Annotated in this window: 25 protein-coding genes; 9 read left to right on the top strand and 16 right to left on the bottom strand. The window is 70.5% G+C overall.

All coding sequences use genetic code 11. The features are described 5' to 3' along the window. Positions 1-23: 23 nt before the first annotated feature. Both ACQBAU_RS03075 and ACQBAU_RS03070 read right to left on the bottom strand, forming a co-directional pair. Positions 24-1,661 carry an extracellular solute-binding protein gene (locus tag ACQBAU_RS03075; protein ID WP_465255234.1) on the bottom strand — a complete coding sequence of 546 codons (1,638 nt, stop codon included), beginning with the start codon at positions 1,659-1,661 and terminating at the stop codon, positions 24-26. A 143-nt stretch (positions 1,662-1,804) separates the two neighbouring features. Next, entirely contained in the window at positions 1,805-3,451 is a 1,647-nt protein-coding gene (locus tag ACQBAU_RS03070) for a type 2 periplasmic-binding domain-containing protein (protein ID WP_465255235.1), read from the bottom strand. Between the two features lie 217 nt (positions 3,452-3,668). Here ACQBAU_RS03070 and ACQBAU_RS03065 point away from each other — a divergent pair, with 217 nt between their 5' ends. Both ACQBAU_RS03065 and ACQBAU_RS03060 read left to right on the top strand, forming a co-directional pair. Next, on the top strand, positions 3,669-3,950 hold the full coding sequence (locus ACQBAU_RS03065) for a glutaredoxin family protein (protein ID WP_434550286.1): 282 nt from the start codon (positions 3,669-3,671) through the stop codon (positions 3,948-3,950). Positions 3,951-3,992: 42 nt separating this feature from the next. Then, positions 3,993-5,033 carry a LacI family DNA-binding transcriptional regulator gene (locus ACQBAU_RS03060; protein ID WP_465255236.1) on the top strand — a complete coding sequence of 347 codons (1,041 nt, stop codon included), beginning with the start codon at positions 3,993-3,995 and terminating at the stop codon, positions 5,031-5,033. Between the two features lie 162 nt (positions 5,034-5,195). Here the strand turns inward: ACQBAU_RS03060 and ACQBAU_RS03055 are convergent, their stop codons facing one another. From ACQBAU_RS03055 to ACQBAU_RS03015, 9 genes are all read right to left on the bottom strand, one after another. Continuing rightward, entirely contained in the window at positions 5,196-6,845 is a 1,650-nt protein-coding gene (locus ACQBAU_RS03055; protein WP_434550288.1) for a type 2 periplasmic-binding domain-containing protein, read from the bottom strand. Positions 6,846-7,112: 267 nt separating this feature from the next. Beyond that, a complete protein-coding gene (locus tag ACQBAU_RS03050; protein WP_434550289.1) occupies positions 7,113-8,027 on the bottom strand; it encodes a lysophospholipid acyltransferase family protein in 915 nt (304 codons plus the stop codon). Beyond that, a complete protein-coding gene (locus tag ACQBAU_RS03045; protein ID WP_434550290.1) occupies positions 8,027-9,121 on the bottom strand; it encodes an NAD-dependent epimerase/dehydratase family protein in 1,095 nt (364 codons plus the stop codon). The genes ACQBAU_RS03050 and ACQBAU_RS03045 overlap by 1 nt, the downstream gene beginning before the upstream one ends. A gap of 121 nt (positions 9,122-9,242) precedes the next feature. After that, complete coding sequence (locus ACQBAU_RS03040; protein ID WP_042842924.1) at positions 9,243-9,344, bottom strand: 30S ribosomal protein bS22; 102 nt, start codon at positions 9,342-9,344, stop codon at positions 9,243-9,245. A 131-nt stretch (positions 9,345-9,475) separates the two neighbouring features. Next, positions 9,476-9,700 carry a helix-turn-helix domain-containing protein gene (locus ACQBAU_RS03035; protein WP_434550291.1) on the bottom strand — a complete coding sequence of 75 codons (225 nt, stop codon included), beginning with the start codon at positions 9,698-9,700 and terminating at the stop codon, positions 9,476-9,478. A 147-nt stretch (positions 9,701-9,847) separates the two neighbouring features. Next, positions 9,848-10,999 carry an acetoin utilization protein AcuC gene (locus tag ACQBAU_RS03030; protein WP_465255237.1) on the bottom strand — a complete coding sequence of 384 codons (1,152 nt, stop codon included), beginning with the start codon at positions 10,997-10,999 and terminating at the stop codon, positions 9,848-9,850. Beyond that, positions 10,996-11,853 carry a pyrroline-5-carboxylate reductase gene (gene proC / locus ACQBAU_RS03025; RefSeq protein ID WP_465255238.1) on the bottom strand — a complete coding sequence of 286 codons (858 nt, stop codon included), beginning with the start codon at positions 11,851-11,853 and terminating at the stop codon, positions 10,996-10,998. The genes ACQBAU_RS03030 and proC overlap by 4 nt, the downstream gene beginning before the upstream one ends. Continuing rightward, a complete protein-coding gene (locus ACQBAU_RS03020) occupies positions 11,850-12,896 on the bottom strand; it encodes an aspartate-semialdehyde dehydrogenase (protein WP_465255239.1) in 1,047 nt (348 codons plus the stop codon). Before ACQBAU_RS03020 ends, proC begins: the two co-directional genes overlap by 4 nt. An 81-nt stretch (positions 12,897-12,977) precedes the next feature. Continuing rightward, positions 12,978-13,652, bottom strand: a complete 675-nt coding sequence (locus ACQBAU_RS03015; protein WP_465255240.1) for a cytidylate kinase-like family protein — start codon at positions 13,650-13,652, stop codon at positions 12,978-12,980. A gap of 84 nt (positions 13,653-13,736) precedes the next feature. Between ACQBAU_RS03015 and ACQBAU_RS03010 the strand changes: the two genes are divergently transcribed. Further along, positions 13,737-14,597, top strand: a complete 861-nt coding sequence (locus tag ACQBAU_RS03010; RefSeq protein WP_465255241.1) for a CPBP family intramembrane glutamic endopeptidase — start codon at positions 13,737-13,739, stop codon at positions 14,595-14,597. A gap of 12 nt (positions 14,598-14,609) precedes the next feature. On the opposite strand, the gene ACQBAU_RS03005 is transcribed toward ACQBAU_RS03010, so the two are convergent. The 3 genes from ACQBAU_RS03005 to ACQBAU_RS02995 all read right to left on the bottom strand — a co-directional run bounded on the left by ACQBAU_RS03005 (position 14,610) and on the right by ACQBAU_RS02995 (position 17,499). Further along, positions 14,610-15,542: a proline dehydrogenase family protein gene (locus ACQBAU_RS03005; RefSeq protein WP_465255242.1), complete on the bottom strand. Its 933-nt coding sequence runs from the start codon at positions 15,540-15,542 to the stop codon at positions 14,610-14,612. A 24-nt stretch (positions 15,543-15,566) separates the two neighbouring features. Next, complete coding sequence (locus tag ACQBAU_RS03000; RefSeq protein ID WP_434550298.1) at positions 15,567-16,379, bottom strand: sugar phosphate isomerase/epimerase family protein; 813 nt, start codon at positions 16,377-16,379, stop codon at positions 15,567-15,569. A 277-nt stretch (positions 16,380-16,656) separates the two neighbouring features. After that, a complete protein-coding gene (locus tag ACQBAU_RS02995; RefSeq protein WP_434550299.1) occupies positions 16,657-17,499 on the bottom strand; it encodes an endonuclease domain-containing protein in 843 nt (280 codons plus the stop codon). A 204-nt stretch (positions 17,500-17,703) separates the two neighbouring features. Here ACQBAU_RS02995 and ACQBAU_RS02990 point away from each other — a divergent pair, with 204 nt between their 5' ends. The 3 genes from ACQBAU_RS02990 to hisC all read left to right on the top strand — a co-directional run bounded on the left by ACQBAU_RS02990 (position 17,704) and on the right by hisC (position 20,299). After that, a complete protein-coding gene (locus ACQBAU_RS02990) occupies positions 17,704-18,462 on the top strand; it encodes a DUF3109 family protein (RefSeq protein WP_434550300.1) in 759 nt (252 codons plus the stop codon). Positions 18,463-18,496: 34 nt separating this feature from the next. Then, positions 18,497-19,132: a VOC family protein gene (locus tag ACQBAU_RS02985; RefSeq protein ID WP_465255243.1), complete on the top strand. Its 636-nt coding sequence runs from the start codon at positions 18,497-18,499 to the stop codon at positions 19,130-19,132. Between the two features lie 87 nt (positions 19,133-19,219). Beyond that, positions 19,220-20,299: a histidinol-phosphate transaminase gene (hisC, locus tag ACQBAU_RS02980; protein WP_434550302.1), complete on the top strand. Its 1,080-nt coding sequence runs from the start codon at positions 19,220-19,222 to the stop codon at positions 20,297-20,299. 5 nt (positions 20,300-20,304) lie between these two features. On the opposite strand, the gene ACQBAU_RS02975 is transcribed toward hisC, so the two are convergent. After that, positions 20,305-21,963 (bottom strand): glycosyl hydrolase family 28-related protein, encoded by a 1,659-nt coding sequence (locus tag ACQBAU_RS02975; protein ID WP_434550303.1) that lies wholly within the window; start codon positions 21,961-21,963, stop codon positions 20,305-20,307. Positions 21,964-22,074: 111 nt separating this feature from the next. Here ACQBAU_RS02975 and radA point away from each other — a divergent pair, with 111 nt between their 5' ends. From radA to ACQBAU_RS02960, 3 genes are all read left to right on the top strand, one after another. Then, the gene (gene radA, locus ACQBAU_RS02970) at positions 22,075-23,454 is read left to right on the top strand and encodes a DNA repair protein RadA (protein WP_434550304.1); all 1,380 of its coding nucleotides are present in this window, start codon (positions 22,075-22,077) and stop codon (positions 23,452-23,454) included. A 301-nt stretch (positions 23,455-23,755) separates the two neighbouring features. Then, entirely contained in the window at positions 23,756-24,772 is a 1,017-nt protein-coding gene (gene disA / locus ACQBAU_RS02965) for a DNA integrity scanning diadenylate cyclase DisA (RefSeq protein WP_465259447.1), read from the top strand. A 66-nt stretch (positions 24,773-24,838) separates the two neighbouring features. Next, the gene (locus ACQBAU_RS02960; RefSeq protein ID WP_465259446.1) at positions 24,839-25,507 is read left to right on the top strand and encodes a DNA alkylation repair protein; all 669 of its coding nucleotides are present in this window, start codon (positions 24,839-24,841) and stop codon (positions 25,505-25,507) included. Between the two features lie 15 nt (positions 25,508-25,522). Here ACQBAU_RS02960 and ACQBAU_RS02955 read toward each other — a convergent pair whose 3' ends face one another. Then, on the bottom strand, positions 25,523-26,293 hold the full coding sequence (locus ACQBAU_RS02955) for a hypothetical protein (protein WP_465255246.1): 771 nt from the start codon (positions 26,291-26,293) through the stop codon (positions 25,523-25,525). Between the last annotated feature and the right edge of the window lie 55 nt (positions 26,294-26,348).

The following is a 26,348-nucleotide window of genomic DNA, read 5'->3' as shown; positions in this document are numbered from 1 at the left end:
CCAGCGGTTCGTACGGCCGGCGCTCAGCGAGCGGCCGCCTCCTCGTACTCCCCGGCGATCTGGTCGCCGACCTTCTTGCGCCAGTCGGCGACGTACTCCTCCCACGCCGTGATCGGCTTCGACCCCAGCAGGACCTCGCGGATGACGTCCTTCTGCTGCTTGGCGAAGGTGGCGCCCTTGGTGACCTGGGTCTCGGAGTACAGGCCCTGCGAGGCGTCCTCGACACCGTCGGGGATCGCGCGGGACAAGAAGTCGTACTGGGCGTCGACGCTCTCGGTCTGCCCCTGGCCGAACAGGATGGCGCCGGAGTTGCCACCGGTGTAGGTCATCGGCACGATGCCCGGGCTGGTGTCGCTGGGCACCGACTTCGGGTTGGGGCCCTCCAGGTTGTAGCTGAAGCCCTTGACCCCGTAGTTGACGTCGAGGTACTGCTGGGTGCCGAACGGCGACGCCTCGTAGTCGGCCACCCGCAACAGCTGCTCCAGCCTGGCGTCATCGGACTTCTTGATGGCGATGTACGCGCCGTAGCCGGCCACGCTCTTGTGGATCGGGGTGAGGCCGCCGCCGTCCCACTTCGGCAGTTCGATGTTGCCGACGTTCCACTCGGGGTTGCTGCGAGCGTTGCCGCCCCACCCGACGAAGCTCTGGAAGTAGAGCGCGGTCGTCCCGGCGCGGTACCAGGCCGAGTTCGACCCCGGATCGGAGAACGAGTTCGGGTGCAGGTAACCCGCCTGCACGATCTTCCCCGCCTCGACCAACGCCTTCGTGTACTGCTCGGTGGTGAGCTGGCTGACGAACTTGCCGTCCTCGACCGCCCAGTTGTTGGGGCCACCCATCATGGAGTACACGCCCGTGAGCAGCCAGGACGTCGGGTCGGCACCCATCGAGAACTCGCCCTTGTCCTTGTTCGTGAGCTGCTTCAGCAGGTCGACGAAGTCGGCACCGTCGCGCAGCTTCACGTACGGGTCGTCGATGCCGCGCTCGGCCATCACGTCACCGCGCGTGGTCAACACCCGGCCGGCCGGCGGCCGCGGCTGCGGGATGCCCCACAGCCGCCCGTTCAGCTCCGGGATCTTCCACGTCGCGGTGGGGATGTTGGCCAGTCCCGGATACTTCGACACCCCGTCACCGCCGAGGATGTCGGTCAGGTCGGTGAAGGTGGACTCCAACAACTTCGGCAGCTGGGCCACCGTGACGATCTGCACGAAGTCGGGGATGTCGTTGCTCGCCATCGTGACCTGGAACTTCTCGGTGTACTGCGCCGAGGTGCCGTAGATGACCTGGAACTTCGAGCCGACGGCCTTCTCGTACTCCTGGTAGCTCTTGTTCTCCTCCGCCGGCACCTTCGGGGGCAGCGCCTGCATCAGCGCCGTCCACGGCTCGCCCCCGGGCAGCGGGAACCCCTCCCGGTTGACCGGCTCGGCCGGGTAGTTGTAGAAGACCGGCGGGACGCCCTCGGCGTTGCCCGGCTTGTCCGGCTCCACGTCACTGAACGCGGTGAACGTGGGCGGCTCCAGCTTGCCGCCCTCGTTGCTGCCGCCTCCCGGCTCACCCTCACCGCCACCGGTCGTACAGGCGGCCAGCCCGGCCACCCCGAGGGCGCCGAGGGTTCCGCCGAGCAACGTCCGACGCGAGATCGATGAATGCACTCCACCAGCCATGTCCACACTCCTTCGTGACGCGGAGGTCGAACGCGGCCTCCGTGGCGTCTCACCTGATGAGCCGGGGGATCCGGCAGGAGGAGAGTACGCCAACGGTTGCACAACTCGTGTGAACCGACGACGTGGCGTGCGTACGGCGCGTCTCAGCGGTTGGCGTCGGCCTCCGCGTACTCCTCGGCGACCTTGGTGCCGACCTCTTCCTGCCACTCGGCCGCCAGCGCCTCCCAGGCCGACATCGGCTCCTCACCGAGGATCACCGCCCGCTGGGTGTCCTTGATCTTGGTGGCGTACGTGGCGCCGTCGGTCACCGCGGTCTCGGAGTACAGGCCCTCGGCGTCGTTGGCCATGCCGGCCGGGATGACCTCCGACAGGTAGGCGTGCTGGGCCTTCACCAGCTCCTCCTGGCCGGGTGCGAACAGGTTCGCGCCGAACTGGCCGCCGGCGTAGCCGACACCCTGCACGGTCAGCTTGCCGCCGTCCTTGACCGCCTTCGGGTTGCCGCCCTCCATCTCGTACGAGTAGCCCTCGACCCCGAACTGCCAGTCCAGGTACTCCTGGGTGCCGAACGGTGAGGCGATGAAGTCGATGAAGCGGAGCAGTTCGCGGAGTCGCTCCTCGCTCTCCTGCTTCTTGATCGCGACGAAGGCGGCGTAGCCGGCGACGCTCTTGTGCACCGCGGCCTTGCCGCCGCCGGACCACTTCGGCAGGGCGGCGGCGCCGACCTGCCAGTCCGGGTGCTGCCGGGCGAAGCCACCCCAACCGGTGAACGCCTGCAGGTAGAGCGCGGTCGTACCGGCCTCCCACCAGGTCGCGTTCGAGCCGGGGTCGGAGAACGACTGGGGATGCAGGTAGCCAGCCTTGACGATCTTGCCGGCCTCGTTCAGCGCCTCGACCATCTCCGGGGAGGTGGTCTCGCTGACGAAGGTGCCGTCGGGCTCCTTGCGCCAGCTGTTCGGGCCGCCCATCATCTCGTGCAGGGCCGGCAGCAGCCAGCCCATCGGGTCCGACCCCAGGGCGAACCGGTTGGCGCCCTTGTCGGTGAGCTCGGCCAGCAGGGCGACGAAGTCCTCACCGGAGTTGAGGTCGGGCGAGGCGTCGATGCCCTTCTCGGCCAGGATGTCACCGCGGGTGCTCAGCACCCGACCGGCCGGCGGCCGCGGCTGCGCGATGCCCCAGAGCCGGCCGTCCACCACCGGGATGTTCCAGGTCGGCGGCGGGATGTTGGCCAGCGCCGGGTACTCGGTGACGCCGTCACCGCCGAGGATGTCGGTCAGGTCGGTGAAGTGCATCTCCAGCAGTTTCGGCAACTGCGGCACGGTGATGATCTGGGTCAGGTCGGGCAAGTCGTTGCTCGCCATCGTGACCTGGAACTTCTCCTTGTACTGCGCCGACGTGCCGTAGATGGTCTCGAAGGTGGCACCGCCCTTGGTGAAGATGTTCTGGTACGCCTTGTTGGTCGCCTCCGCCTCCCGCGGCGGCTGCGCCTGCACCAGCACCTGGAACGGCTCGATCTGCGGGAGCGGGAAGCCCTCCCGCGCCTGGGGCGGGTCGGGGTAGTTGAAGAAGGCGGCCGAGACGCCGTCCTCGGTGGCCGGCAGGTCAGGGCTGACCCCCTCGTACGGCACATAGGTCGGCGGCGTGAAGTCGCCGGATCCACCCGAGCCGCCGGACCCGCCCGAGCCGCCCGATCCGCCGTCCGGTCCGCAGGCGGCGAGGCCGGCCGCTCCGGCCAGTCCGGCCATGCCGCCGAGTACTGCGCGACGGCTGATGCCACTGCGTTCGATCCCCATGATGCCCACTTCCTTCGCTTCGGTCGTACTGCGTGCTTGCTCGTACCGCGAAGGGCCGACGGTAGCTGAAAACGGTTGCAGTCTTGATCATGTGGGCCAAATAAGTGTGATCGGCGGTCCCCAATGAGTCGTGCCCAAATCCTGTCCGGAGCAGCCGGGAGGGCGACTCCGGGCCGGGGGTGGGCGGCGTCCGGGGCGGCCTGCGAGAATGTCGGACATGGCGCCCGCCCCGGCCGATGGCCGCACCCCGACGACCCCCCGCGTCCGCGTGCTCGTGCGGCAGGGCTGCCACCTGTGCGAGGTCGCGCTGGCGACCGTACGGGAGGTCTGCGCCGAGACCGGGGACGAGGTCGAGGTGGTCGACATCGACCCCGACCCGGCCCTGCGGGAGCAGTACACCGACCAGGTGCCGGTGACGCTGGTCGACGGCCGGCAGCACGACTTCTGGCGGGTGGACGCGCAGCGGCTGCGGGTGGCCCTGGCCGGGAGGCCACGATGAGCCCCGCCGGGAGGCCACGATGAGCCCCGCCGGGAGCCCGCGATGAGTCCTGCAGGCCGTTCGGGCGAAGGTCACAACCCCAGCGTGAAGGACGTCGGCCGGCTGGCCGGGGTGTCGCTGGGCACCGTGTCGAACGTGCTCAACCACCCCGACCGGGTCCGGCCGGCGACCCGGGAGCGGGTCGAGCAGGCGATCGCCACCCTCGGCTTCGTCCGCAACGAGTCGGCCCGGCAGCTCCGGGCCGGGCAGAGCCGGGTGCTGGCCTATCTCGTCCCGACCACCGACAACACGTTCTTCACCGACGTCGCCCGGGGTGCCCGTCGGGCCGCGGCCGAGAACCAACTGGCGATGTTCCTGTGCAGCAGCGACGAGGACCGCGACCAGGAGGTCGACCACCTGCAACTGTTGGGCCAGCAGCGGGTGCAGGGGGTGTTGCTGACCCCGGTGACGCGGGCCCCGGCCAAGGAGTTGGCCGTGCTGCGTCGGCAGGGCGTGGCGGTGGTCCTGGTCGACCGGGCCGCGACCGGGACCGCGTTCTGCTCGGTCGCGGTCGACGACGTACTCGGCGGCCACCTGGCCGTGTCCCACCTGCTCGGCCTCGGGCACCGCCGGATCGCCTTCCTCGGCTCACCCGAGACCCACTATCAGGTCGCCGACCGGCTGACCGGCGCCCGCCGGGCGATCGCCGAGGCGGACCTGTCGCCGGACAGCCTGACCGTGATCACCACCAGCGAGATGTCGATGGCGGCGGGTTGGGCGGCCGGGCCGGAGGTCCGCCGCGGTGGCGCCCGCCGCCGACCGACCGGCGCCTACTGCGCCAACGACCTGCTCGCCATCGGGCTGTTGCAGTACGCCGTCGGGCAACGCTGGCAGGTCCCCGGCGACCTGGCCCTGGTGGGCCATGACGACATCCAGTTCGCCGCCGGGGCCGCCGTCCCGCTGACCTCGGTGCGGCAGCCGCGGACCGAGTTGGGCGAGACCGCCGTCCGGTTGCTGCAGGCCGAACGCGACGAGCCGGACCACCAGCACCAACACGTCACCTTCGCCCCGGACCTGGTCGTCCGGGCCTCCACCACGGCCTGACCCGCCCGTCGAGACGCCCGTCGAGCCCGGCGAGACGTCGGCCGGCTCGTAAAAGTGGGCGCCACAGCGACACACGTGGACATATGTGTCGCCGTGTCGCTGTGGCGCCCTTCTGCGCGGGCGCGCCCCCTGCTTTGCGAGGACCTACGGCTTTGCGAAGACCTACTGGGCTGCGGCGGCCTCGGCGTACTCCTCGGCGATCTTGTCGCCGACCTCGGCCTTCCACTCGGCGGCGGTGGTCTCCCACTCCGAGATCGGCTTCTCACCGGACATCACCGCACGCTTGGCCTCCTTGAGCTTCGCCGTCCAGGTGGCGTTCTCGCCGCTGTCGGTCTCGGAGTACAGCCCGGCCGAGTCGTCCTCCACCCCGTTCGGCAGGTGCTCCGACAGGTAGGTGTGCATCTCGGTCACCTTCTCCTCGTTCCCCGGCACGAACAGTGCACTGTTGCCGTTGCCGCCGAGGTAGGTGAGGCCCTGCACCAGGAACTTGCTGGTGTCGGGGAGCGACTGCGGGTTGCCGTCCTTCATCTCGTAGGTGTAACCGGGCGTCCCGTACACCAGGTCCAGGTACTGGGTGGTGCCGAACGGTGAGGCGACGTAGTCGGCGATCTTCAGCAGCTCGCGGAGTCGCTTCTCGCTCTCCTGCTTCTTGAACGCCATGTAGGCGTAGTAGCCGCCGCCACTCTTGTGCATCGAGTAGGTGCCGCCGCCGTCCCACTTCGGCAGCACCACGTTGCCGACGTTCCACTCCGGCTTCGACCTCGAGTGCCCGCCCCAACCGACGAACGACTGCAGGTACAGCGCCGTGGTGCCGGCGGAGAACCAGACCGCGTTCTGGCCGGGATCGGAGAACGACTGCGGGTGGATCAGGCCGTCCTTGACCATCTTGGCGCCCTCCTCCAGGGCGCGCACCAGCTGCGGTGAGGCGACCTCGCTGGTGAAGGTGCCGTCCGCCTCCTTGCGCCATCCGTTCGGGCCGCCGTCCTGCATCTCGTACAGCGCCTGCAGCAGCCACTCGGTCGGGTCCGACCCCAGCGCGAACTCGTTGTTCTTGCGGTCGGTGAGCTCGGTGAACAGGGCGACGAAGTCCTCACCGGAGTTCAGCTGGGGGCTGGGATCGATCCCCTTGCGCGCCAGGATGTCGCCGCGCGAGGTCATCACCCGACCCGAGGAGGGGCTGGGCTTGGTGATCCCCCACAGCCGGCCGTCGACCTGCGGGATGCCCCAGGCGGCGGTCTGGATGTTGGCCAGCGCCGGGTACTCCAGGACCCCGTCGCCACCGAGGATGTCGGACAGGTCGCTGAAGTTCTTCTCCAGCAGCTGTGGCAGCTTCGCGGTCGGGATCATCTGCACGATGTCGGGCAGGTCGTTGCCCGCCATGGTGACCTGGAACTTGTCGGTGTAGGTCACGCCGCCACCGAAGATCGTCTCGAACGACGTGCCCATCGCGGTGAAGAGCTGCTGGTAGTTCCGGTTCTGCTCCGGGGCCTCCGCCGGCGGGTTGGCCTGCAGCATGATCGAGAACGGCTCGATCTCGGGCAGCGGATACCCGTCCCGCTCGATCGGCTCGGGGTAGTTGAAGTAGCCGGGGATCACGCCCTGGTCGTTGCCGGGCAGGTCGGGCGACAGGCCCTCGAACGCCTTGAAGGTCGGGGTCTCGACCGCGGCGCCCGCGTTCCCGGCCTCACCGCCGCCCTCACCGCCTTCCCCTCCCGAGGGTCCGCACGCCGCCAGGCCGGCCACACCGACGGCACCGGCGACACCGCCCAACAGAGCGCGGCGACTGATGTGGTTGGGTCGGATTCCCGCCATGGGAGCTCCTTCTGTGAAAATAGGGTCAGCACAAAGGCCTTGCGAGGCTACCAATAACCGAGTCACAAGGCGAGGCCTTGTCCGAAATGGGCTGGGCGCTCGTAAAAGTGGGCGCCACAGCGACACACGTGGACGTATGTGTCGCCCGTGTCGCTGTGGCGCCCTTCTGCACGGGTGAGCCACCCACCCGTGCCCGACTCGCGACCCGATCTCACCCCCGAGGCCCCCGAGGCCCCCTCGACAGGCTCGGGGTCGGGCGGCGACGGGTCAGAACACCTGGTCGGTGAAGGCCGGCCCACGCTCGGCCAGCAATGCGTACAGCGAGTGCTGGATGCTCTCGCGCACCTGGTCGGTGACGTTGAAGACGACCATCGGGTCGTCGGCCGCACCGGCCAGGTGGGCGGTCGGGACCGGCTCACCGAACCCGATGATCCACTTCGACGGCAGCGGCACCGCACCGAGCAGCCCGAACCACGGGAACAGTGGGGTGACCGGGAAGTGCGGCAACCCGAGGGCCCGGGCCAGGAACGGTACATCTGCGAGGTTCGGATAGGCCTCCTCCGACCCCACGATCGACACCGGGATGATCGGCACCCCGGCCGCGATCGCGGTCGAGACGAACCCGCCCCGACCGAACCGCTGCAACTTGTACCGCTGGGCGAACGGCTTGCCCGGCCCCTTGAACCCCTCGGGGAACACCGACACCAGGTGGCCCGACGACAACAGCCGGGAGGCGTCGGCCTGACAGGCCAACGTGGTGCCGGTCCGGCGCACCAGGTCGGCGAAGAACGGGGTCCGGAACAGCAGGTCCGCGCCGAGGGTGCGCAGTTGGCGGCCCGACTCGTCGTGCACGATCGACTGCAGCACCATGCCGTCCACCGGCAGCGATCCGGCGTGGTTGGCAACCAACATCGCCGGCCCGTGCGCGGGGATGTTGGCCGCCCCGCGGACCTCGCAGCGGAACCAGCGGCGGGCCACCGTACGGGCCAGCGGTTGCCAGATGGTGCTGGTGAACTCGGGGTCGAAGCCGAACTCGTCGACCGCGTACGCCCCGGTCATCCGGGACCGGACGTAGTCGGCGATCTCGTCCCAGCGGCCCTCCCAGCCGACCCCGGCGCGACGCCCCAGTTCGACCAGTCGGGCGATCCCGGCGGCGTACCGGTCCGGATCGGGCTGCCGCATCAGCGCGACCGCCCGGTGAGGTCGGCGAACCGACCGATGAGGCTGCCGGCGCGCGCCAGTCCGGCGTCGATCCGGGCGGCCGACACCGGTCCGGGCCGGGCGGCGGCGACGAACTCGGCCAGGGCGGCCCGGCTGCTGTGCTCGGGCCGGAAGCCACTGGCCGCGGCGAAGCGCGACACGTCCATCACCCGCCCGTACGTGAGTGCGTCCAGCTCGTCACGGCTGAAGCTGACGATCCCGGCGCGGCGGGCCGTCGGCATCACGTACGGCAACGCCTCGCGCAGCACGCCGATGCTGGGGCGGCCCATCATCGCGACCGCCTGCCCCAGGGTGACCACGTCGTCGGCGGCCACGTTGTAGGTGCCGGGGACGTCGACGTCGGCGGCCAGTTGCAGGGCGCGGACGGCGTCGTCGGGGTGCAGGAACTGCATCCGGGCGTCGAAGCCGAGCACCCGCGGCACCACCGGCAACGACAGGTAGCCGGCGATCTGGCTGTGGTGGCCCGCACCCATCAGGTTGGCCAGCCGGAGCGTGGTGACCACGCAGTCGGGGCGGCGGCGGGCCAGGCCGCGGGCGTACGTCTCCACCTCGACGGCGTCCTTGCCCAGTCCGGAGATCGGCAGGTGGCTCTCGGAGAGGTCCTCGGTGAACCGGGCCGGACCGCGTTCCGAGGCCGCGTACACGCTGATCGAGGACTGCACGACCAACTTGCGTACGGTCGGTGCCTGTTGGCAGGCGGCGAAGAGCTGCATCGCGCCGAGGACGTTGATCTCCTTCAGCGACGACCGGGACTGCCCCGACCCGCTGGCCGACACCAGGGCCAGGTGGACGACGTCGGTCACCCGGTGCTTGTTGACCAGGCGGGTGATGGCCGGGCTGGCGATGTCGGCCCGCAGGTACGTCGCGGCGCCCAGGTCGTGTCGTGGTGGGGTCAGGTCGACCCCGATCACGGTGGTGCCGTCGGCAGCCATCGCCCGCGCGAAGTGGGCCCCGAGCGCCCGGGCGACGCCGGTCACCAGTACGACCCGACGGGCCTCACCGGAGGTGCCGGTCTCGCCGGGGGTGTTGCCCTCGGGGGCGGCGGGAGGGGACACGGGTGGCGACCTCCTGCTCGTTCGGTACGGATCGACCACCGGCCACGAGCTCGTCCTCGAGCCGCCCGGTGGTCAGCGTCCGGTGGCGATCATGCCCGGGGGCGACACCCCGGAGCCGGCGTCACTTGCCGGCGCGGCGACGCTGGATGCGCGTCCTCTTGAGCAGCTTGCGGTGCTTCTTCTTCGCCATGCGCTTGCGTCGCTTCTTGATGACCGAACCCACGTGTCGTACTCCTCGGAAAAGTTGAACGGAGCCGGGACAGACGTGCCCGCGGCAAGGGCCCATGCTACCCGGTCGTCCGCCGTGGGACGAAACGCCGGTACGCGGTGGTGACCGGGTGGCGACGGGTGGGCTCAGCCCGCGTCGTAGAAGGACTGCTTCAGGTAGGCATGGACCGCGGTCTCCGGGACGCGGAAGTTGCGGCCGAATCGTACGGCTTCGAGTTCCCCGGCGTGGATCATCCGGTACACCGACATCTTGGACACGCGCATCAGGTCGGCGACCTCGGCCACGGTCAAGAAGGTGACGCCGCTCAGGCCCCCCACGGGGGCCAGCTCGGGCGACGGCTCATCAGACATGTCTCCAGCGCTCTCTGGGCACGCGGTCACCGCCGGCTTCCCTTCCGACGTGTGCGCGAGCCTGGGCCGAGCCTAGTAGCAAGTGGGGCCGTTGCGAAAGGTGTGAAGGAAATCAACTTTTGTGGCGCGGGTCCACTCGACACGCCGTCAGAACTCGGGATCGAGCCCCAGGTCAGGAAAGGCGGCCTTCCGGGTGGCCAGCACGGTCTGGTCGAGCCGGCTGGCCGGATCCCAGCCCGAACGGGTGGAACGCCACGCCACGGGCTCCCCGGCGAGGTCGCCCATGGTGGGCGGCAGTCGGGTGCCGAGCTCTGCCCGTACGGCGTCGGGGATCGGGGTCGCCGGGTCGAGGGGGGCGCCGGCCATCACGGCGAGCAGGTGGGTCCACGCGCGCGGTACGACCGAGGTGACGGCATAGCCACCGCCCCCGACCGCGACCCAGCGCCCGTCGGCGTACTCATCGGCCCAGTCCGCAATCATCTGGTACGAGGCCTGCTGCCCCTCGACGCTGAGCTGCAGGTCGGTCAGCGGGTCGAGCCGGTGGGAGTCACAGCCGTGCTGGCTGACGATCACCTGCGGTGCGAACTCGGCCAGCACCTCGGGCACCACGGCGTCGAAGGCGCGCAGCCAGCCCGCGTCGTCGGTGCCGCCGGCCAGCGCGACGTTGACCGCCGTACCGACCGCGTCGCCACCACCGGTCTCGTGGGCGTAGCCGGTGCCGGGGAACAGTTCGGCGCCGGTCTGGTGCAGGCTGATCGTCACCACCCGGGGTTCGTCGGCGAAGATCGCCTGCACCCCGTCACCGTGGTGGGCGTCCACGTCGAGGTACACGACCCGTTCACAACCGTGGGCCAGCAGCCACTCGATCGCGCAGCCGATGTCGTTGTAGACACAGAATCCGCTGGTCGCGCCGGGCATCGCGTGGTGCAGCCCACCGGCGATGTTGACCGCCCGACGGTACGGCCCGCGCCAGACCTGGCGGGCGGCCTCGACCGTCCCGGCGGCGACGTTGCGGGCGATCTCGTCCAGCCCGGGGACGATCGGGTTGTCGACGGTGCCCAGGCCGAGCTCGGGGTGCGGCTCGCCACTGCGCACCGCGGCGATGTAGTCGGACGTGTGGACCTGCCGCAGCAGCGCCTCGTCGAGCGGTTCGGCCGGGACGTGGTCGAACAGGTCGAGCACCCCGAGCGCGGTGGCGAGCCGGATCGTGTTGTGCACCCTGCCCGGCGCCATCGGGTGCCCGTCGCCGAAGTCGTACCGGGTCTCGGGCAGGATCCACGCCGGCCTGACGGCCGTCACCGATCCCCGCCCGGCGAGCTCGTCGAGACGTCCCTGGCCGCCGCCTGGGCGAGCTCGCGACTCCGGTTGCGGGCCGCCTCCATCGCGGTCAGGAACGCCGCTCGTACCTTGTGGTCCTCGAGTTCGCGGATAGCCGCGGCCGTCGTACCACCCGGTGAGGTGACCCGCTCGCGCAGCACGGTCGGGTGCTCCTCGGTCTCGGCGAGCAGGGTGGCCGAGCCGAGCATGGTCTGCACCACGAGCTGGGTGGCGATGTCGCGCGGCAGCCCGAGGTGGACGCCGGACTCGACCATGGCCTCGGCGACGAAGAACAGGTACGCCGGGCCGGATCCGGAGATCGCGGTGACCGCGTCCTGGTAGGCCTCCGGGACCGTGATCACCTTGCCGGTCGCGGCCAGCACGGCGTGCACCCGCTCCACGTGGTCGGCCGTGGCGTGCTGCCCCGGCGACACCGCCGCCATGCCCTGGTCGACCTGGGCGGGCGTGTTCGGCATCACCCGCACCACCGGTGTCCCGGGCCGCAGCCGTGACTCGATCAACGCCGCCGGGACGCCGGCCACCAGCGACACCACCAAGGTGTCGGCGGGCAGGTCCTCGGCGATCTCGTCCAGCACCGGTACGAGGTCCTGCGGCTTCACCACGAGCAGCACGGTGTGGGCACCACGGACCGCGTCGACGTTCTCCGCGGTGGTGATGCCGTACCGCTCGACGAGCTCGGCGCACCGCTCGGGGCGGCGGTCGGTCGCGACGATGTCGCCGGCCTGCCACCCCGAACGGAGCAGCCCTGACAGCAGGGTCTCCCCCATCACGCCGGCACCGATGACCGTCAGCCTCACGGCGCCGGCCGCGGTCATGCGCCGACCTTCGCCTGCGCGTTCCTGGCGACCAGTTCGGCGATCTGGATGGTGTTGAGCGCGGCGCCCTTGCGGAGGTTGTCGTTGCTGACGAACAGCACCAGGCCACGGCCCTCGGGCACCGACCGGTCGGCGCGGATCCGTCCGACGTAGCAGGGGTCCTGGCCGGCCGCCTCGAGCGGGGTCGGCACGTCACTGAGCACCACACCGGGGGCGGCGCCGAGCAGTTCGGTGGCCCGCTCCGGGGTGATCGGCCGGTCGAACTCGACGTGGATCGCCAACGAGTGCCCGGTGAACACCGGGACCCGGACACAGGTGCCGGCGACCAGCAGGTCGGGCAGGTGGAGGATCTTGCGCGACTCGTTGCGGAGCTTCTGCTCCTCGTCGGTCTCGCCCGACCCGTCGTCGACGATCGACCCGGCCATCGGCAACACGTTGTACGCGATCGGCTTGACGTAGGTCTGCGGCTCGGGGAACGTCACCGCGGCACCGTCGAAGGCCAACTGGGCGGCGTCGTTCGTGACCGCGCGGGCCTGGCTGTCGAGCTCGTCGACACCGGCACCGCCCGAGCCGGACACGGCCTGGTAGGTGGCGACGACCAGCCGGGCCAGCCCGGCCTCGTCGTGCAGCGGCTTCAGCACCGGCATCGCGGCCATCGTGGTGCAGTTCGGGTTGGCGATGATGCCCTTCGGCGGGTCGACCACGTCGTCGGGGTTGACCTCGCTGACCACCAGCGGGACCTCCGGGTCGAGCCGCCATGCGCTCGAGTTGTCGACCACGACCGCACCGGCTGTCGCGACCTTGGGGGCGGTCGCCTTCGAAGCCTGCTTGCCGTTGGAGAACAGCGCGATGTCGAGCCCGCTGAAGTCAGCGGTCTCGGTGTCCTCGACGGTGATCATGGTGTCGCGCCACGGCAGCTGCTTGCCCGCCGAGCGGGCGGACGCGAAGTACCGCACGCTGGTGACCGGGAAGTCACGCTGCTCGAGCAGGGTTCGCATGACCCCGCCGACCTGACCAGTTGCTCCAAAGATTCCGACATGCATGCACCCGAGCCTACGAGGTCGCTCCGACAAGCACCATGTCGTTCAACGCGTGGGATCCGATCGGACCCGTGCGGACCGTGGTCAGCGGGCCCCGGCGCGGACCACGTCGACGATGGCCGCAGCGGCCGCGGCCAGTGAGATCCGGCTGGTGTTGATGACGATGTCGTACCGGTCGGGCAGTCGCGGGTCCCACCCGTACAGCACCTTGGACATGTCGGCGCGGACCCGGTCCTCACGACGTTGCCGGTCGGCGATACGGCTGGTCGGCTCGCCGGTCTCCTCGGCGGCCCGGGCCACCCGGTCGTCGACCGCACCGGTGAGCAGCACGTGCACGGTGTTGGGGCGACGGGCGAGGATGACCGTCGCATTGCGGCCGATGATCACCCCGCCGGAGCGGGCACTGTTCAGCACCGTCTCGTCGTTGTCGGTGATCAGGTCCCGCTTGTCCTTCTGGGTGGCGACGATGTCGCGGCCGTCGAAGCCGCCGTACGCCCCGCCCATCGCCGAGAACACCCGGGTGAGCATCGCGTTGTTGGCCAGCCGCGAGTCCTCACTGCCCTCGATGTCCTCGGAGGTGAAGGCCTGGGGGTGGAAGGGCACGCCGAGCTCGTCGGCCACCACCGTGCCGATCTGGGTGGCACCGGCGCCGTAGTACTCCCAGATGGTGACCACGGGAGGACCCACCGCGTCGCGCTCGTCGGTTGCCGAGGTTCCCGCCCCGGTGGCGGAAGAGTCGGGAGAAGAGTTGTCGGACATCTCGACCTCCTTGTCAATGATGGCAACGATACTCCCCGCCACAGCTTGCCGGGCAGCCGATCCCCGGCGGTCTACGGTGATGCCATGACCTCAGGCGCGGAACCACCGCTGCGGGTCGGTGCGGGCGTGCCGGCCGGATCCGCGACGACGTGGTCGATGGGGGCCGGCTTCGCTCCGGCGCAGGTGCGGACCGTGCTGCCGCGGGCGCTGTTGATCATCGAGCTGGTGCTGCTGCTGGGAGTGTCGCTGGGTCGGTCGGCGGTCTACTCGGTGGTGTCGATCATCGAACGGTTGACCCGTCCCGACCAGCCGCTGAGCCAGCAGACCACGTCGATGAACACCTCGGTGGTACCGGACCGACCGTGGCTCGACCTGATCTACCAGGTGCTCGGCATCGTGCTGCCGGTGCTGCCGGCCTTCCTGGCCGTGTACCTGCTGACGATCAGCTTCCGCGGGGCGCGGCACCTGATCGGACTGGACGCGCGGCGGCCGCTGCCCGACCTGGCGCTCGGCCTGCTGATGGCTGCGGTGATCGGGATCCCAGGGCTCGGCCTCTACCTCGGCGCCCGTGCGCTCGGGCTCAACACCAACATCTCCCCGGCCAACCTCACCGAGCACTGGTGGACGCTGCCGGTGCTGGTCGGACTGGCCGCCATGAACGGGATCCTGGAGGAGGTGATCATGCTCGGCTGGTGGTACGTCCGGGGTCGGCAGCTCGGCTGGAACTGGGCAGTGGTGATCATCTCCTCGGCACTGGTCCGCGGGACGTACCACCTCTACCAGGGCTTCGGCGGGTTCGTCGGCAACCTGATCATGGGGCTGATCTTCGGCGTGGTGTTCGTCCGCTGCAAGCGGGTGATGCCGTTGGTCATCGCGCACATCCTGCTCGACATCGTGTCGTTCGTCGGCTACACGCTGGCGGCGCCGTACCTCGACTGGTTGTGAACCGCGCGGGCCTCAGCCGCGCTGCACCAGTGAGCGCAGGAAGAGCAGCAGGTTGCTCGGCCGCTCCGCCATCCGGCGGACCAGGTAGCCGTACCAGTCGGTGCCGTACGGCAGGTACACCCTCACCCGGTGGCCGGCGTTGACCAGCCGGGCCTGTTCGCGGGGCCGGACCCCGTGCAGCATCTGGAACTCGAAGTCACCCGGGCCGCGGTCGTACCGGATCGCCAGGTCCTGCGCGATCTCGATCAGGCGCGGGTCGTGGGTCGCCACCATCGGGTACCCGTCACCACGCATCAGCTCGCGCAGGCAGCGAACGTAGGACAGGTCGACCTGGTGCCGGTCGGTGATCGCGACCTCGGGCGGCTCGTCGTAGGCGCCCTTGCACAGCCGGACCCGGGACCCGGCCACCGCCAGTTCGCGACAGTCGGCCTCACTCCGGTGGAGGTAGGCCTGCAGCACCACGCCGAGGTCGGGGTGCCGACGTCGGACCTCGGTGACCGTGGCGAGGGTGTCGTCGAGCCGCGTGTGGTCCTCCATGTCGACGGTGACGGTGGTCCGCAACGTCTCGGCGGCCAGGCAGATCGCCCGCAGGTTGTCAGCGGCCGGATCGGTGCCGGTGTCGGTGGCGAGCTGCTGCCCCAGGGCCGACAACTTGACCGACACCTCAGCAGTGCCGGTGAGTCCGGTCCGGGCCAGTGCGGCCAACAGGTCGACGTACGCGGCGGTCGCCTGATCGGCCTGCGCCGCCTCGGTGACGTCCTCGCCGAGCCGGTCGATGCTGATCATGAGGCCGGCGGCGTGGAGTCGGCCCGCCGTCGCGACCGCATCGTCGATGTCGTCGCCGGCGACGTAGCTGTTGATCATGGCGTTCGTCATCGGCAGCGACAGTGCCGCCTGCTTGAGCCATGGCTGCCGGGAGGCCGCCACCAGCACGCTCCGCAGCATCAAGGCCTCCGTCGTCGGGGGTGGTCAGGCCGCCGGGGTGGGAGCCGTGGCGCCCAGGTGGGTCTTGATGAAGGCGAGCGCGCGGGCCAGCTTCTCCTCGCGCTCGTGGCGTGACGCCGACCGCCGGGTGTTGGCCTCGAGCACCACGTGGCCGGAGAAGCCGCGTTCGGTCAGCTTGGCCAGCACCTTGTCGGCCTGCTGGTCGCCGTCGCCGGGCAACAGGTGTTCGTCCTTCAGGCTGCCGCGACCGTCGGTCAGGTGCAGGTGGTGGAGGCGATCCCCCCACTGGCCGACCAGGTCCAGCGACTGCTGCTTCGCGGTCGAGGCGTGCGACAGGTCGAGGGTCAGGTGGTCGTAGTCGAACTCGGCCGGGTCCCAGCCGGGCATGTAGGCCTTCAGCTCGGCCCGGCCGGTGCGCCACGGGTACATGTTCTCGACCGCGAAGGTGATGCCGGTGGACGCGTTGAGCCGGCGGATCCCCTCCACGAACGAGGTTGCATAATCACGCTGCCAACGGAACGGCGGGTGGACCACCACGGTGTCGGCGCCGAGGGTGCGGGCGGCGACGGCGGAGCGCTCGAGCTTCTCCCACGGGTCGTTGCCCCAGACCCGCTGGGTGACCAGCAGGCAGGGGGCGTGGATGGAGGCCACCTCGACCTGGTGGTAGTCGCGCAGCTTCTTGACCGCGTCGATGTCGGCCGCCACCGGATCGATCCCGACCATCACCTCGACGGCGTCGTAACCGAGCCGGTGGGCGATCTCGAATCCGCTCGCGGTCGACTCCGGATACACACACGACGTCGACAGCACGATCTTGGGCATGGGGCTGACACTCACCTGTCCAGCGTAATGCCATCCCCCCACCGGCCCGCCACCCCGGCGAAAGCCGCCCCGCGGGGCCCGGTCCGGCGGCGGTGGGCCTCGATCCGGCGGCGGTGGGCCCGGGTCGTCGTAGAGGTGGGCGCCACAGCGACACACGTGGAGCTGACGTCCACGTGTGTCGCTGTGGCGCCCCTTTTTACGACGAGTCCGGCCGTCCGGGTCCCGTTTCACCGCCGAATCCGACCGGCCGGGGCCCGTTTCACCGCCGAATCCGGCCCGACCGGCGCCCGCATCACCCCCAGGCGTGTGGTTGACGGGGCTGCCGGCGGTGCACCCGGGCCCGGATCAGTCCCGTCAGCACCTGGGTCGTCTGCTCCCAGTCGAGGAAGATCTGCTCCCAGGTCAGCCGGACCACCGTGTAGCGCAGCTCGTGCAACCGCAGGTCACGACGCCGATCGCCGTGGTAGTTGCTCTCACCGGTGTGGTGGCGCCGGCTGTCGCACTCGATCACCAGGCTGTTGCCGACCAGCAGGTCCACGATCCCGACGCCGGAGATCGGCACCTGCGATCTCACCGGCACCCCCGACCGGTCGAAGAACAACCGGACCCGGGTCTCGCTGCCGGACTGGGAGTTGTCGACCGCCCGGCTGATCACGCGCTGCTTCCGGGCCGGCAGCCCCCGGTTGAGCTCGGCGAGCTCGACCATGCCCAGCAGGCCGAGGTTGAGCGCCGACTCGGCGACGATCAGCCCCGTCTCGGCGTCGTGGTGGCGCAACACCTGGCCCACGCAGTCGGCCACGGTGCACGCCACCTGGTCACTCGGCCACGTGCGGACCGGATGCACCTGGACCCGCCCGCCGCGTTGGTCGACGACCGGACGCCGGCCGGGCCGCCGCATGACCAGGTGCAGCTCATCGGTGGGCGGCACCCACAGCCCGTGGAACGCCGCGCCGGACAGGCATCCCAGCCTGCCGCCGAGTCGGACGGCCCGCAGCGCATCGGTCGCGGCCTGACCGGGCACGGCGTACCACCCGTTCGCGACCTTCTCGACCGCACCGGTGCGGACCGCCTCCTCGAAGTCGCGCCGGCCGAAGGCGTCGACGAGGGATTGCCTGGAATGGATCGCATCACTCATGTCTTGACGGTGGGACTTCAGGCCCGCCACGGGTCACCCGAAAACCGGATCGGTGGAAAACTCCGGCCGAATCGGGCGTCATCCACAGGCCACGCTCGTAAAATCGGGCGCCACAGCGACACACATGGACGTCAGCTCCACCAACGTCGCTGTGGCGCCCTTCCCCACGGCGACGAGGCGACGAGTCCCACGTAGGGTGGCCCAATGCCCGAGGTGCAGGTCGCGTTCCCACGCGCATTCGTCGAGTTCGTCGATCCGGCCGACGCCGACCAGGTGTTCCGGTGTGACCTGACCTGGCTCACCTCCTACTGGCGGTGCATCTTCGGCGCCGGCTGCCAGGGCATCTACGCCGACCGGCCCGATGACGGCTGCTGCACCCTGGGTGCCCACTTCGCCGACGCCGACGACGAGGCGCGGGTCGCCGAGGCGGTGGCGGACCTGTCGCCGGAGCAGTGGCAGTTCCACGGCAAGGGCCACAAGGGCGGCTGGGCGGTCAAGGAGTCCGGCGGCGCCCGGAAGACGCGGGTGGTGAAGGGGGCCTGCATCTTCCTCAACCGTCCCGGATTCGCCGGTGGTGAGGGGTGCGCCCTGCACAAGCTCGCGCTCGACCAGGGCCGCAGCTTCGTCAAGACCAAGCCGGACGTGTGCTGGCAGCTGCCGATCCGCCGCGGCTACCGCAACGTGACCCGGGCCGACGACACCGAGTACCTCGAGATCACCATCGGCGAGTACGTCCGTGAGGGCTGGGGACCCGGCGGGCACGAGCTCGACTGGTACTGCACCTCCAACACCGAGGCCCACACCGGTTCCGAGCCGGTCTACCGCAGCAATTCCGACGAGCTCGTCGAGCTGATGGGGCGGCCCGCCTACCGCGAGCTGGTCCGGCTGTGCGAGGAGTTCACCGGCGCCGGCCGCGGGCTGTCCCACCCGGCCAGTGCCGCAGTGTTCGACGGGACCGCATGACGGGGCATCGGCCCCATCATGTGTAATGCCATCTATGCGTCTCGATCACCTGTCCTTCGCCGTCACGCCGGATGGGCTCGCCGCCAGCGCCGCCCATCTGGGCGAGCAGTTGGGCGAGGACTTCAATGACGGCGGCATCCACCCCCGCTTCGGCACGACCAACATGACCCTCCCGATCCAGGGCGGCCGCTACGTCGAGCTCGTCCAGGTGCTCGACCACCCCGCCGCCGACAAGGCCCCGTTCGGTCAGGCCGTACGGGCGCGCAGCGACGCCGGCGGTGGCTGGCTCGCGTGGGTGCTGGCCGTCGACGACATGGCCCCCTTCGAGGAGCGGCTCGGCCGGTCCGCGGCTCCGGGGGCGCGGGTGTTGCCGACCGGTGAGCAGCTCGCCTGGACCCAGCTCGGCATCAAGGGCCTGCAGGCCGATCCGCAGTTGCCCTTCTTCGTGCACTGGGAGAGCGAGGAGCGCTACCACCCGGGCGCCCGGCTGAGCCAGATCGCCCTGAAGCGCATCGTGATCGCCGGCGACCCCGACCGGGTCCGCGACTGGATCGGCGGTGGGATCGACGAGGTGATCGACGACCTCGAGGTCGAGTGGGTGAGCCCGAACGGCAACCCCGGGCTGATGGCTGCGGTGTTCGACACCCCGCGTGGCGAAGTCGTCATCTGATCTTGGCCCACAACTGATCTTGGCCCACAACTGATCATGACCCGTAGCTGATCATGGTCCACGACCGATCAAGGAGCGTGACTGATCATGGTGCTGCCGCTCCGGCCGGACCTGCGGTCCCTGCCCGCGTACGTCCCCGGCAAGCCTGCCCCGGTCGGACCGGACGGTGTCTCGTACAAGCTGTCCAGCAACGAGAATCCGTACCCACCGTTGCCGTCGGTGCTCGACGCGGTCGCGCAGGCGAGCACCCAGCTCAACCGTTACCCCGATGCCGGGAACGTGGCGATCACCGAGGCGGTCGCCGAGTCGTTGGGCGTGTCCGGTGACCGGCTCGCCTTCGGCGCCGGCTCGGTCGGCGTGCTCTACCACCTGCTGCAGGCGACCTGCCTGCCCGGCGACGAGGTGGTGTATGCGTGGCGCAGCTTCGAGGCGTACCCGATCGCGGTGCAGCTGACCGGTGCGACGCCGGTGCCGGTGCCGCTGGGACCGGGCGCCACCCATGACCTGACCGCGATGGCCGCCGCGGTCACCAACCGGACCAAGGTGGTGCTGTTGTGCACCCCCAACAATCCGACCGGGCCGGCGATCAGCCACGACTCCTTGATCAACTTCTTGGACCAGGTGCCGCCGACGGTGATCGTCGTGGTGGACGAGGCCTACGTCGAGTTCGTCGACGATCCGGCGGCCGCCCGTGGCCCGGCCGCCCTCGAGGGCCGGCCGAACGTGGTGGTGCTGCGGACCTTCTCCAAGGCGTACGGACTGGCCGGCTTCCGCGTCGGCTTCTGCCTGGCCGATCCGACGGTCGCCACCGCCGTCCGGGCCGCCGCACTGCCGTTCGGGGTGTCGGTGGTCGCCCAGGCCGCCGTGCTGGCGAGCCTCGCGGCGAAGGACGAACTGATGGAGCGGGTCGGCACCCTGGTCGCCGAGCGGGCGACGCTGCTGACCGGGCTGCGCGAACTGGGCTTCGACGTCCCCGACAGCCAGGCCAACTTCGTGTGGCTGCCGGCCGGCGAACGCACCCGCGACTGGGCCGCCACCTTCGATCGTCACGGGCTGATGACCCGGCCGTACGTGGCCGGCAACGAGTTCGACGGGGTACGCATCACCGTCGGCGAGCCCGCGGCGAACGAGCTGGTGCTCCGGGTCGCGGCCGAGCTGGACCGCTGACCGGTTCAGTCGGCCCGCCGCCAGTCGGCGGCGACCGCATCACTGCGGGTGCACAGCCAGCGCCGGACGGCCGACCCCGACCCGACCAGGAACTCGTCACCCGCCAGTCCGGGCACCGACCGCCCCTGCGGGGACTGCCGGCCCAGCACCGTACGACCACCCTGGACTCGTAGCCTGGCAAGGGATTCCGGGCGTTCGCTGCGGATCGCGTTGCCCGGTTCGTGCACCACGACGTCGGAGATCCGCAGCAACGACCTCGCATCGGCGAGGTCGATCCGCAACGCCGTGCCCGGTCCCAGTTCGAGCTCGGCCAGTGTGACGTCGAAACCGCTTCCCCGCAGCCCGGCGGCCCGCAGCACGGTCGTCGAGTTGATCATGGTCCCGGTGATCTCGACCCGGCCGCCACCGCTCACCCAGACACCTTCGTCGACCCGGTCGTCGACGGTGCCGCCCACCACCCGGACCACGTTGCCCCGGGCCAGCGAGTCGGGGTCCACCTGCACGGCCCGTACGGTGACGTCGGCGGGCAGGTCCGGCACCGTGGTGAACGTGCAGTCCACCAGCGACAGGCTCAGCCGCGACCGCGGCCAGCTCGTGGTCATCAGCCGGACCATGGTCACCGTGACCGGCGGCGGCTCCCCGTCGGGGTCGGCGACGAAGGTGCACTCCCGGAACTCGACGTCGCCGGGGTAGACGATCCGGTTGGCGTTCGGCGCCCACGGGCCGACATGGAAGATCGACCGCCTGATCCGGACCGTCCCGCCGGGGGCGCTGACGGTGATCGGGGGCCGACTGACCATGATGTCGTCGCCGTCGAAGGTGCCGCCGTCGCGGATCGCGATGTCGAAGTCGCCGTCGTGCAGCCGAACCCGGCGCATCCGTACGTGCGAGGCGAAGCTGCCCCCGTACCCGGCGATCATGATCTCGATGTCGATGCCCGTCCGGTCGGTGGCGCCCCGGGTGGTGAAGTCGGTGATGTCCACCTCGCAACCGCCGCCGACCATCACGAAGCCGCCGCGGAACACGTCGACCGCCTCGCACCGCTCGACGGTGAGCGCCACGTTGCACCTGATGTTGATGCCGTCGCCGACCCCGTCCACGAACCGGCAGTCGCTCACCCGGGCGACCAGTCGCCCCTTCGACCCCGGCGTCGCGGTGAAGTGCAGCAGGTGGGCGTGCTCCAGCTCGTACGACTGGTACGGACCCTGTTCCAGCCGGTTGCCGTCGAAGGTCAGGTTGCGGACGACCAGCGGTGCGGAGTCGGTCTCGGAGTCCCAGTCGAGGTCCTCGGTGGTGAAGGTGCGCAACCAGTCCTTGCCCCGCGTCGGCGGCCGGCGGATGGTGGCCCGGTCACCGGTCAACCAGATCCCGGGGACGAGGTGGACCGTGGTCACCACGTAGGTGCCCGGTCCGAAGAACACTTCGCCGTCGACCACGGCGGCGGCATCGACGGCACGTTGGACGGCGGCGGTGTCGTCGGTGCTGCCGTCGCCGGTCGCGCCGTGGTCGGCGACGGCGATCCGCTGCCTGCCGGGTGACGGCGGCGGAGGCTCGGGCCGAGGCGCGGCCGTACAGCCCACACCGATCACGGCCGCTCCCAGGCCGGCGGCCAACAGGGTGCGACGCGGCAGGCCGCGACGCCCCGGCAATCCACGTACGGGCACGGTGCCGCCCCCTTCCGGCCGGACGACCGACTTCTGTCGGAGCCGGGCCCTACTGTAAGGGCGAGTCGGTCGACGCCAGCGTGGCTGGTGGGGCCAGGAGGAGGTCGAACGGTGGCGAAGACGAAGTCGACATACCGGTGCACGGAGTGCGGCTGGACGTCGGTGCGGTGGGTCGGGCGCTGCGGCGAGTGCCAGGCCTGGGGCAGCGTCGACTCGATCGGTGCTCCCCAGTTGAAGCAGGTCGCGATGTCGGCACCGAGCACCAAGGCGGTCCCGATCGGTGACGTCTCGGCGACGGACGCACGTCGCGCGTTGACCGGGGTGGGCGAGCTCGACCGGGTGCTCGGCGGCGGGTTGGTGCCCGGGGTCGTGGTGCTGTTGGCCGGCGAGCCCGGGGTCGGCAAGTCCACCCTGTTGCTGGAGGTGGCGGCCCGCTGGGCGAAGCAGGGTCGGCGCACGCTGTACGTGACCGGCGAGGAGTCGGCCGCGCAGGTACGGCTGCGGGCCGGGCGGACCGATGCGGTCGCCGACGAGTTGTACCTGGCCGCGGAGTCCGACCTCGGTACGGTGCTGGGCCACATCGAGGAGGTCGGCCCGTCGTTGATGGTGCTCGACTCGGTGCAGACCATCGGTACGGCCGAGGCGGACGGCTCCCCCGGCGGGGTCACCCAGGTCCGGGAGGTGACCGCCGCCCTGGTCCGGGTGGCGAAGCGGCGAGGGATGGCGGTGATGATCGTCGGCCACGTCACCAAGGACGGGGCGATCGCCGGGCCACGGTTGCTGGAGCACCTGGTCGACGTGGTGTTGTCCTTCGACGGTGACAAGCACTCCGGTTTCCGGATGGTCCGCGGCGTGAAGAACCGGTTCGGCCCGTCCGACGAGGTCGGCTGCTTCGAGATGTCCGACCTCGGCATCGTGGAGGTCACCGACCCGTCCGGGCTGTTCACCACCGAACGGTCGACCCCGGTCCCGGGGACCTGCCTGACGGTGACGATGGAGGGGCAACGCCCGCTGCTGGCCGAGGTGCAGGCGCTGGTCAGCCCCAGCCCCGACGGCCGCGCCAAGCGGGTCACCAACGGCATCGACGGCAGTCGGCTGTCGATGATCCTGGCCGTGCTGCAGCGGCACGGCCGGATGCCGTTGCACGAACGGGACGTGTACGTGTCGACCGTCGGCGGGGCGCGGCTCACCGATCCGGCCGCCGACCTCGCGATCGCGTTGGCGGTCGCCTCGGCCCACCGCGGCGCCACCACCCGGACGAACGCGGTGGCACTCGGTGAGGTCGGGCTGGCCGGCGACATCCGTCGCATCCCCGGCGTCGCGCGAAGGGTCGCCGAGGCCAAGCGGCTCGGCTTCTCGGTCGCGGTCGTGCCACACGTCTCCGACCTCGGCAAGGTCGACGGCCTGCGGACCTGGCCGGTCCCGTCGATCGGTGACGCCCTGGAGTGGATCGGGCTGCCGGCCCCCGGCAACGTCACCCCGCTCCGCTGACGCCAGCCTCTGCCGGGAATCGTGCCGATCGAAATTCCCTGTACGAGGGGTGCAACCCTTCCCGACCCGGTCGCGTATTGCAGGTAGGGCGCCCGCGCCGACTTTCCCGAGGCGCGCCGCGGAACGCTCCGCGTCGCCTAGGATGGCGTCGGTCCGGCAACCCCTCCCCCGGACCGGCGCCAGACCGCCCACCCGGGCGGGGCGCCACCCGAACCGTTCCGTGCCGGCACACCCGGTGACGTCGCTCCACCGAAGGACACCTGTGCCCGTTGACCTCACTCGACTCCGACACCATCAGGCGATGATGGCGCCCGGCACGCCGCTGCGTGACGGCCTGGAACGGGTGCTCCGTGGTCGTACCGGGGCCCTGGTCGTGCTCGGACACAGCCGGGCCGTGGACGACATCACCACCGGTGGGTTCGCCCTCGACCTGCCGTTCACGCCGCAGTCGCTGCGCGAGTTGGCGAAGATGGACGGGGCGCTGATCATCGACGGCGACGCCAGCCGCATCCGCCGGGCCGCCGCCCATCTCGTACCCGATGCCGACATCGACACCCCCGAGACCGGGACCCGGCACCGTACCGCCGACCGGGTCTCCAAGCAGACCGGGCTGCCGACGATCACGGTGTCGGCGTCGATGTCGCTGATCACGTTGTTCCTGGACGGCGAGCGGCACGTCGTGGAGGACTCCGAACAGATCCTGTCGCGCGCCAACCAGGCCCTGCAGACCCTGGAGCGCTACCGCAGCCGGCTGTCGCAGCTGATCTCCAAGCTGTCGGCGCTGGAGGTGGAGGACCAGGTGACGCTGCGCGACCTCGCGTTGGTCGCGCAGCGTCTCGAGATGGTGCGTCGGCTGGAGCACGAGCTCAGTGGGTACGCCGTCGAGCTCGGCACCGACGGTCGGCTGCTCACCCTGCAGTTGCACGAGCTGAACGCCGGCATCGACGAACTGGGCGCCCTGATCGAGCAGGACTACGCCCTCGGCGTCGAGGCGGCCGGGTTCCAGTCGCTGACCGGGTTCACCACGACCGAGTTGCTCGACGTGGCGTGTGTCGCCCGGGCACTGGGCTTCGGCCCGCAGGAGCACCTGGAGGGCAAGATCGCGCCCCGCGGGCTGCGTCAGCTGGCCAGCATCAACCGGCTGCCCCACTCGCTGGCACCCCGGCTGCTGGAGCACTTCGGTTCGCTGCAGGCACTGTTCGGGGCGTCGGCCACCGACCTGCAGTTGGTCGACGGGGTCGGCGAGGGTCGCGCCAAGATCATCCGCGAAGGACTGACCCGACTCGCCGAGTCGGCGATGACCGAGTCGCTGGACTGACTCGTGTCGGCAGCACCGGACCCAGCCCGGGCCCTGATCGGCGCCGTCCGGGACAGCTTGGCTGGCGTGGGCGATCCGGAGCGGGCGATCGGCCAGCAGCGTTACATGAAGTCGGCGATGCCGTTTCGGGGGCTGACCAGCCCCGCACTCCGGGCGACCCTGCGTCCCCTGCTCGGCGATCCGGCCCACCAACTCTCCGACCGGGCCGCCTGGGAGGCGTGCGTCCGAGAGCTGTGGGACGACGCGGCCTACCGCGAGGAGCGCTATGCCGCGCTCGCCCTGGCCGGCCATCGGCGCTACCGGGAGTTTCTCGACGTCAGCACCCTGCCGCTGTTCCACCATCTGGCACGGACCGGTGCCTGGTGGGACCTGGTCGACGACATCGCCACACATCACGTGGCACCGGTGTTGCGCGCCGCTCGTCGGGCGGCCACGCCGGTCGTGCGCAGCTGGGCGACCGACGACGACCTGTGGGTACGCCGGGTGGCGATCCTGTCGCAGTTGCCGGCAAAGGCCGAGACCGACACGGTGCTGCTCGCGCACTGCCTGGACGCCAACCTCCCGGAAAGCCCGTACGGCACGGAGTTCTTCATCCGCAAGGCGATCGGGTGGGCGCTGCGTGAGTTCGCGAAGACCGATCCCGACTGGGTGCTGGAGTACGTCGACGATCGTGAGCTGAGTCCGTTGAGTCGGCGCGAGGCGCTCAAGCACGTGGCGCCCCGGCGGAAACGCTGAGCTGCTCCGCCAGGCTCAGCGGAGCCGCATCACCAGCTGCACCGGCTCGGCGCCGGTGAGCAGCGCGTTCGCCGCGTACGTCCCCGGCCGCAACACGTCCTTGGTGGTGCTGCACGGCGCCTTGCTGCGCTTCACACCCCAGTCGACCTTCCAGCTGACGTCGGCCTCGGGCTCCAGCACCTGCTTGATCTTCGGGTTCCAGGCCGCACAGTCCTTGGTGCTCCAGATCCGGTCGGTGCCGGAGTAGACCCGGAACTCGTAGTTGCCCTCGTTGACCTCGAGCGTGCAGGCGGTCTTGGAGCCGTTGATCACGCCGACCTCGAACGACAGCTGCTGGCCGGTCTTGATCTGGTTGGGCCCGGTCAGGGTGACCCGCAGCTGCGACGGATCGCACGCCTTGGGCGGCGGTGGGGGTGCCGACGTGGTGGGCGCCTTCGACGTCGCGGACGGCGTGGCCGCGGGGCTGGTCGCCGAGCCCGACGGCGACGTGGTGGCCGACGGCGTTTCCGAGCTGGACGCGGAGGGGGTGGCGCCACTCGACGACGGCGCCGGGGTCTCCGGGGACGCGCTCGGCGTCGGCGGCTCGCTGTTCTCGGGCTCCAGGCTCGGAGCGTTGCTGTCGGTCGGTGGTGGTGCGGCGGCCTGCCCACCGGCCCCGCCGGTCAGCGCCGTGACCGCGACCACGATCACCACGACCAGGGCCACCACGGCAGCCAGCACGATGCCGCGACGGATCCAGTACGTCCTCGGCTCCTCGGGCCCCACGGGATCCAACACGCCACTCATGCTCGAAGGGTAAGCAGCCGATGACCCGGGATCGCCGAGAAACGCCGCCGGGATG

This window comes from Carbonicoccus niuqiaonis (assembly GCF_050157065.1).
Classification (GTDB): domain Bacteria; phylum Actinomycetota; class Actinomycetes; order Propionibacteriales; family Propionibacteriaceae; genus Avipropionibacterium.
The sequence above is the reverse complement of the archived record's forward strand: the minus strand, read 5'-3'. Positions and strand labels throughout refer to the sequence as shown.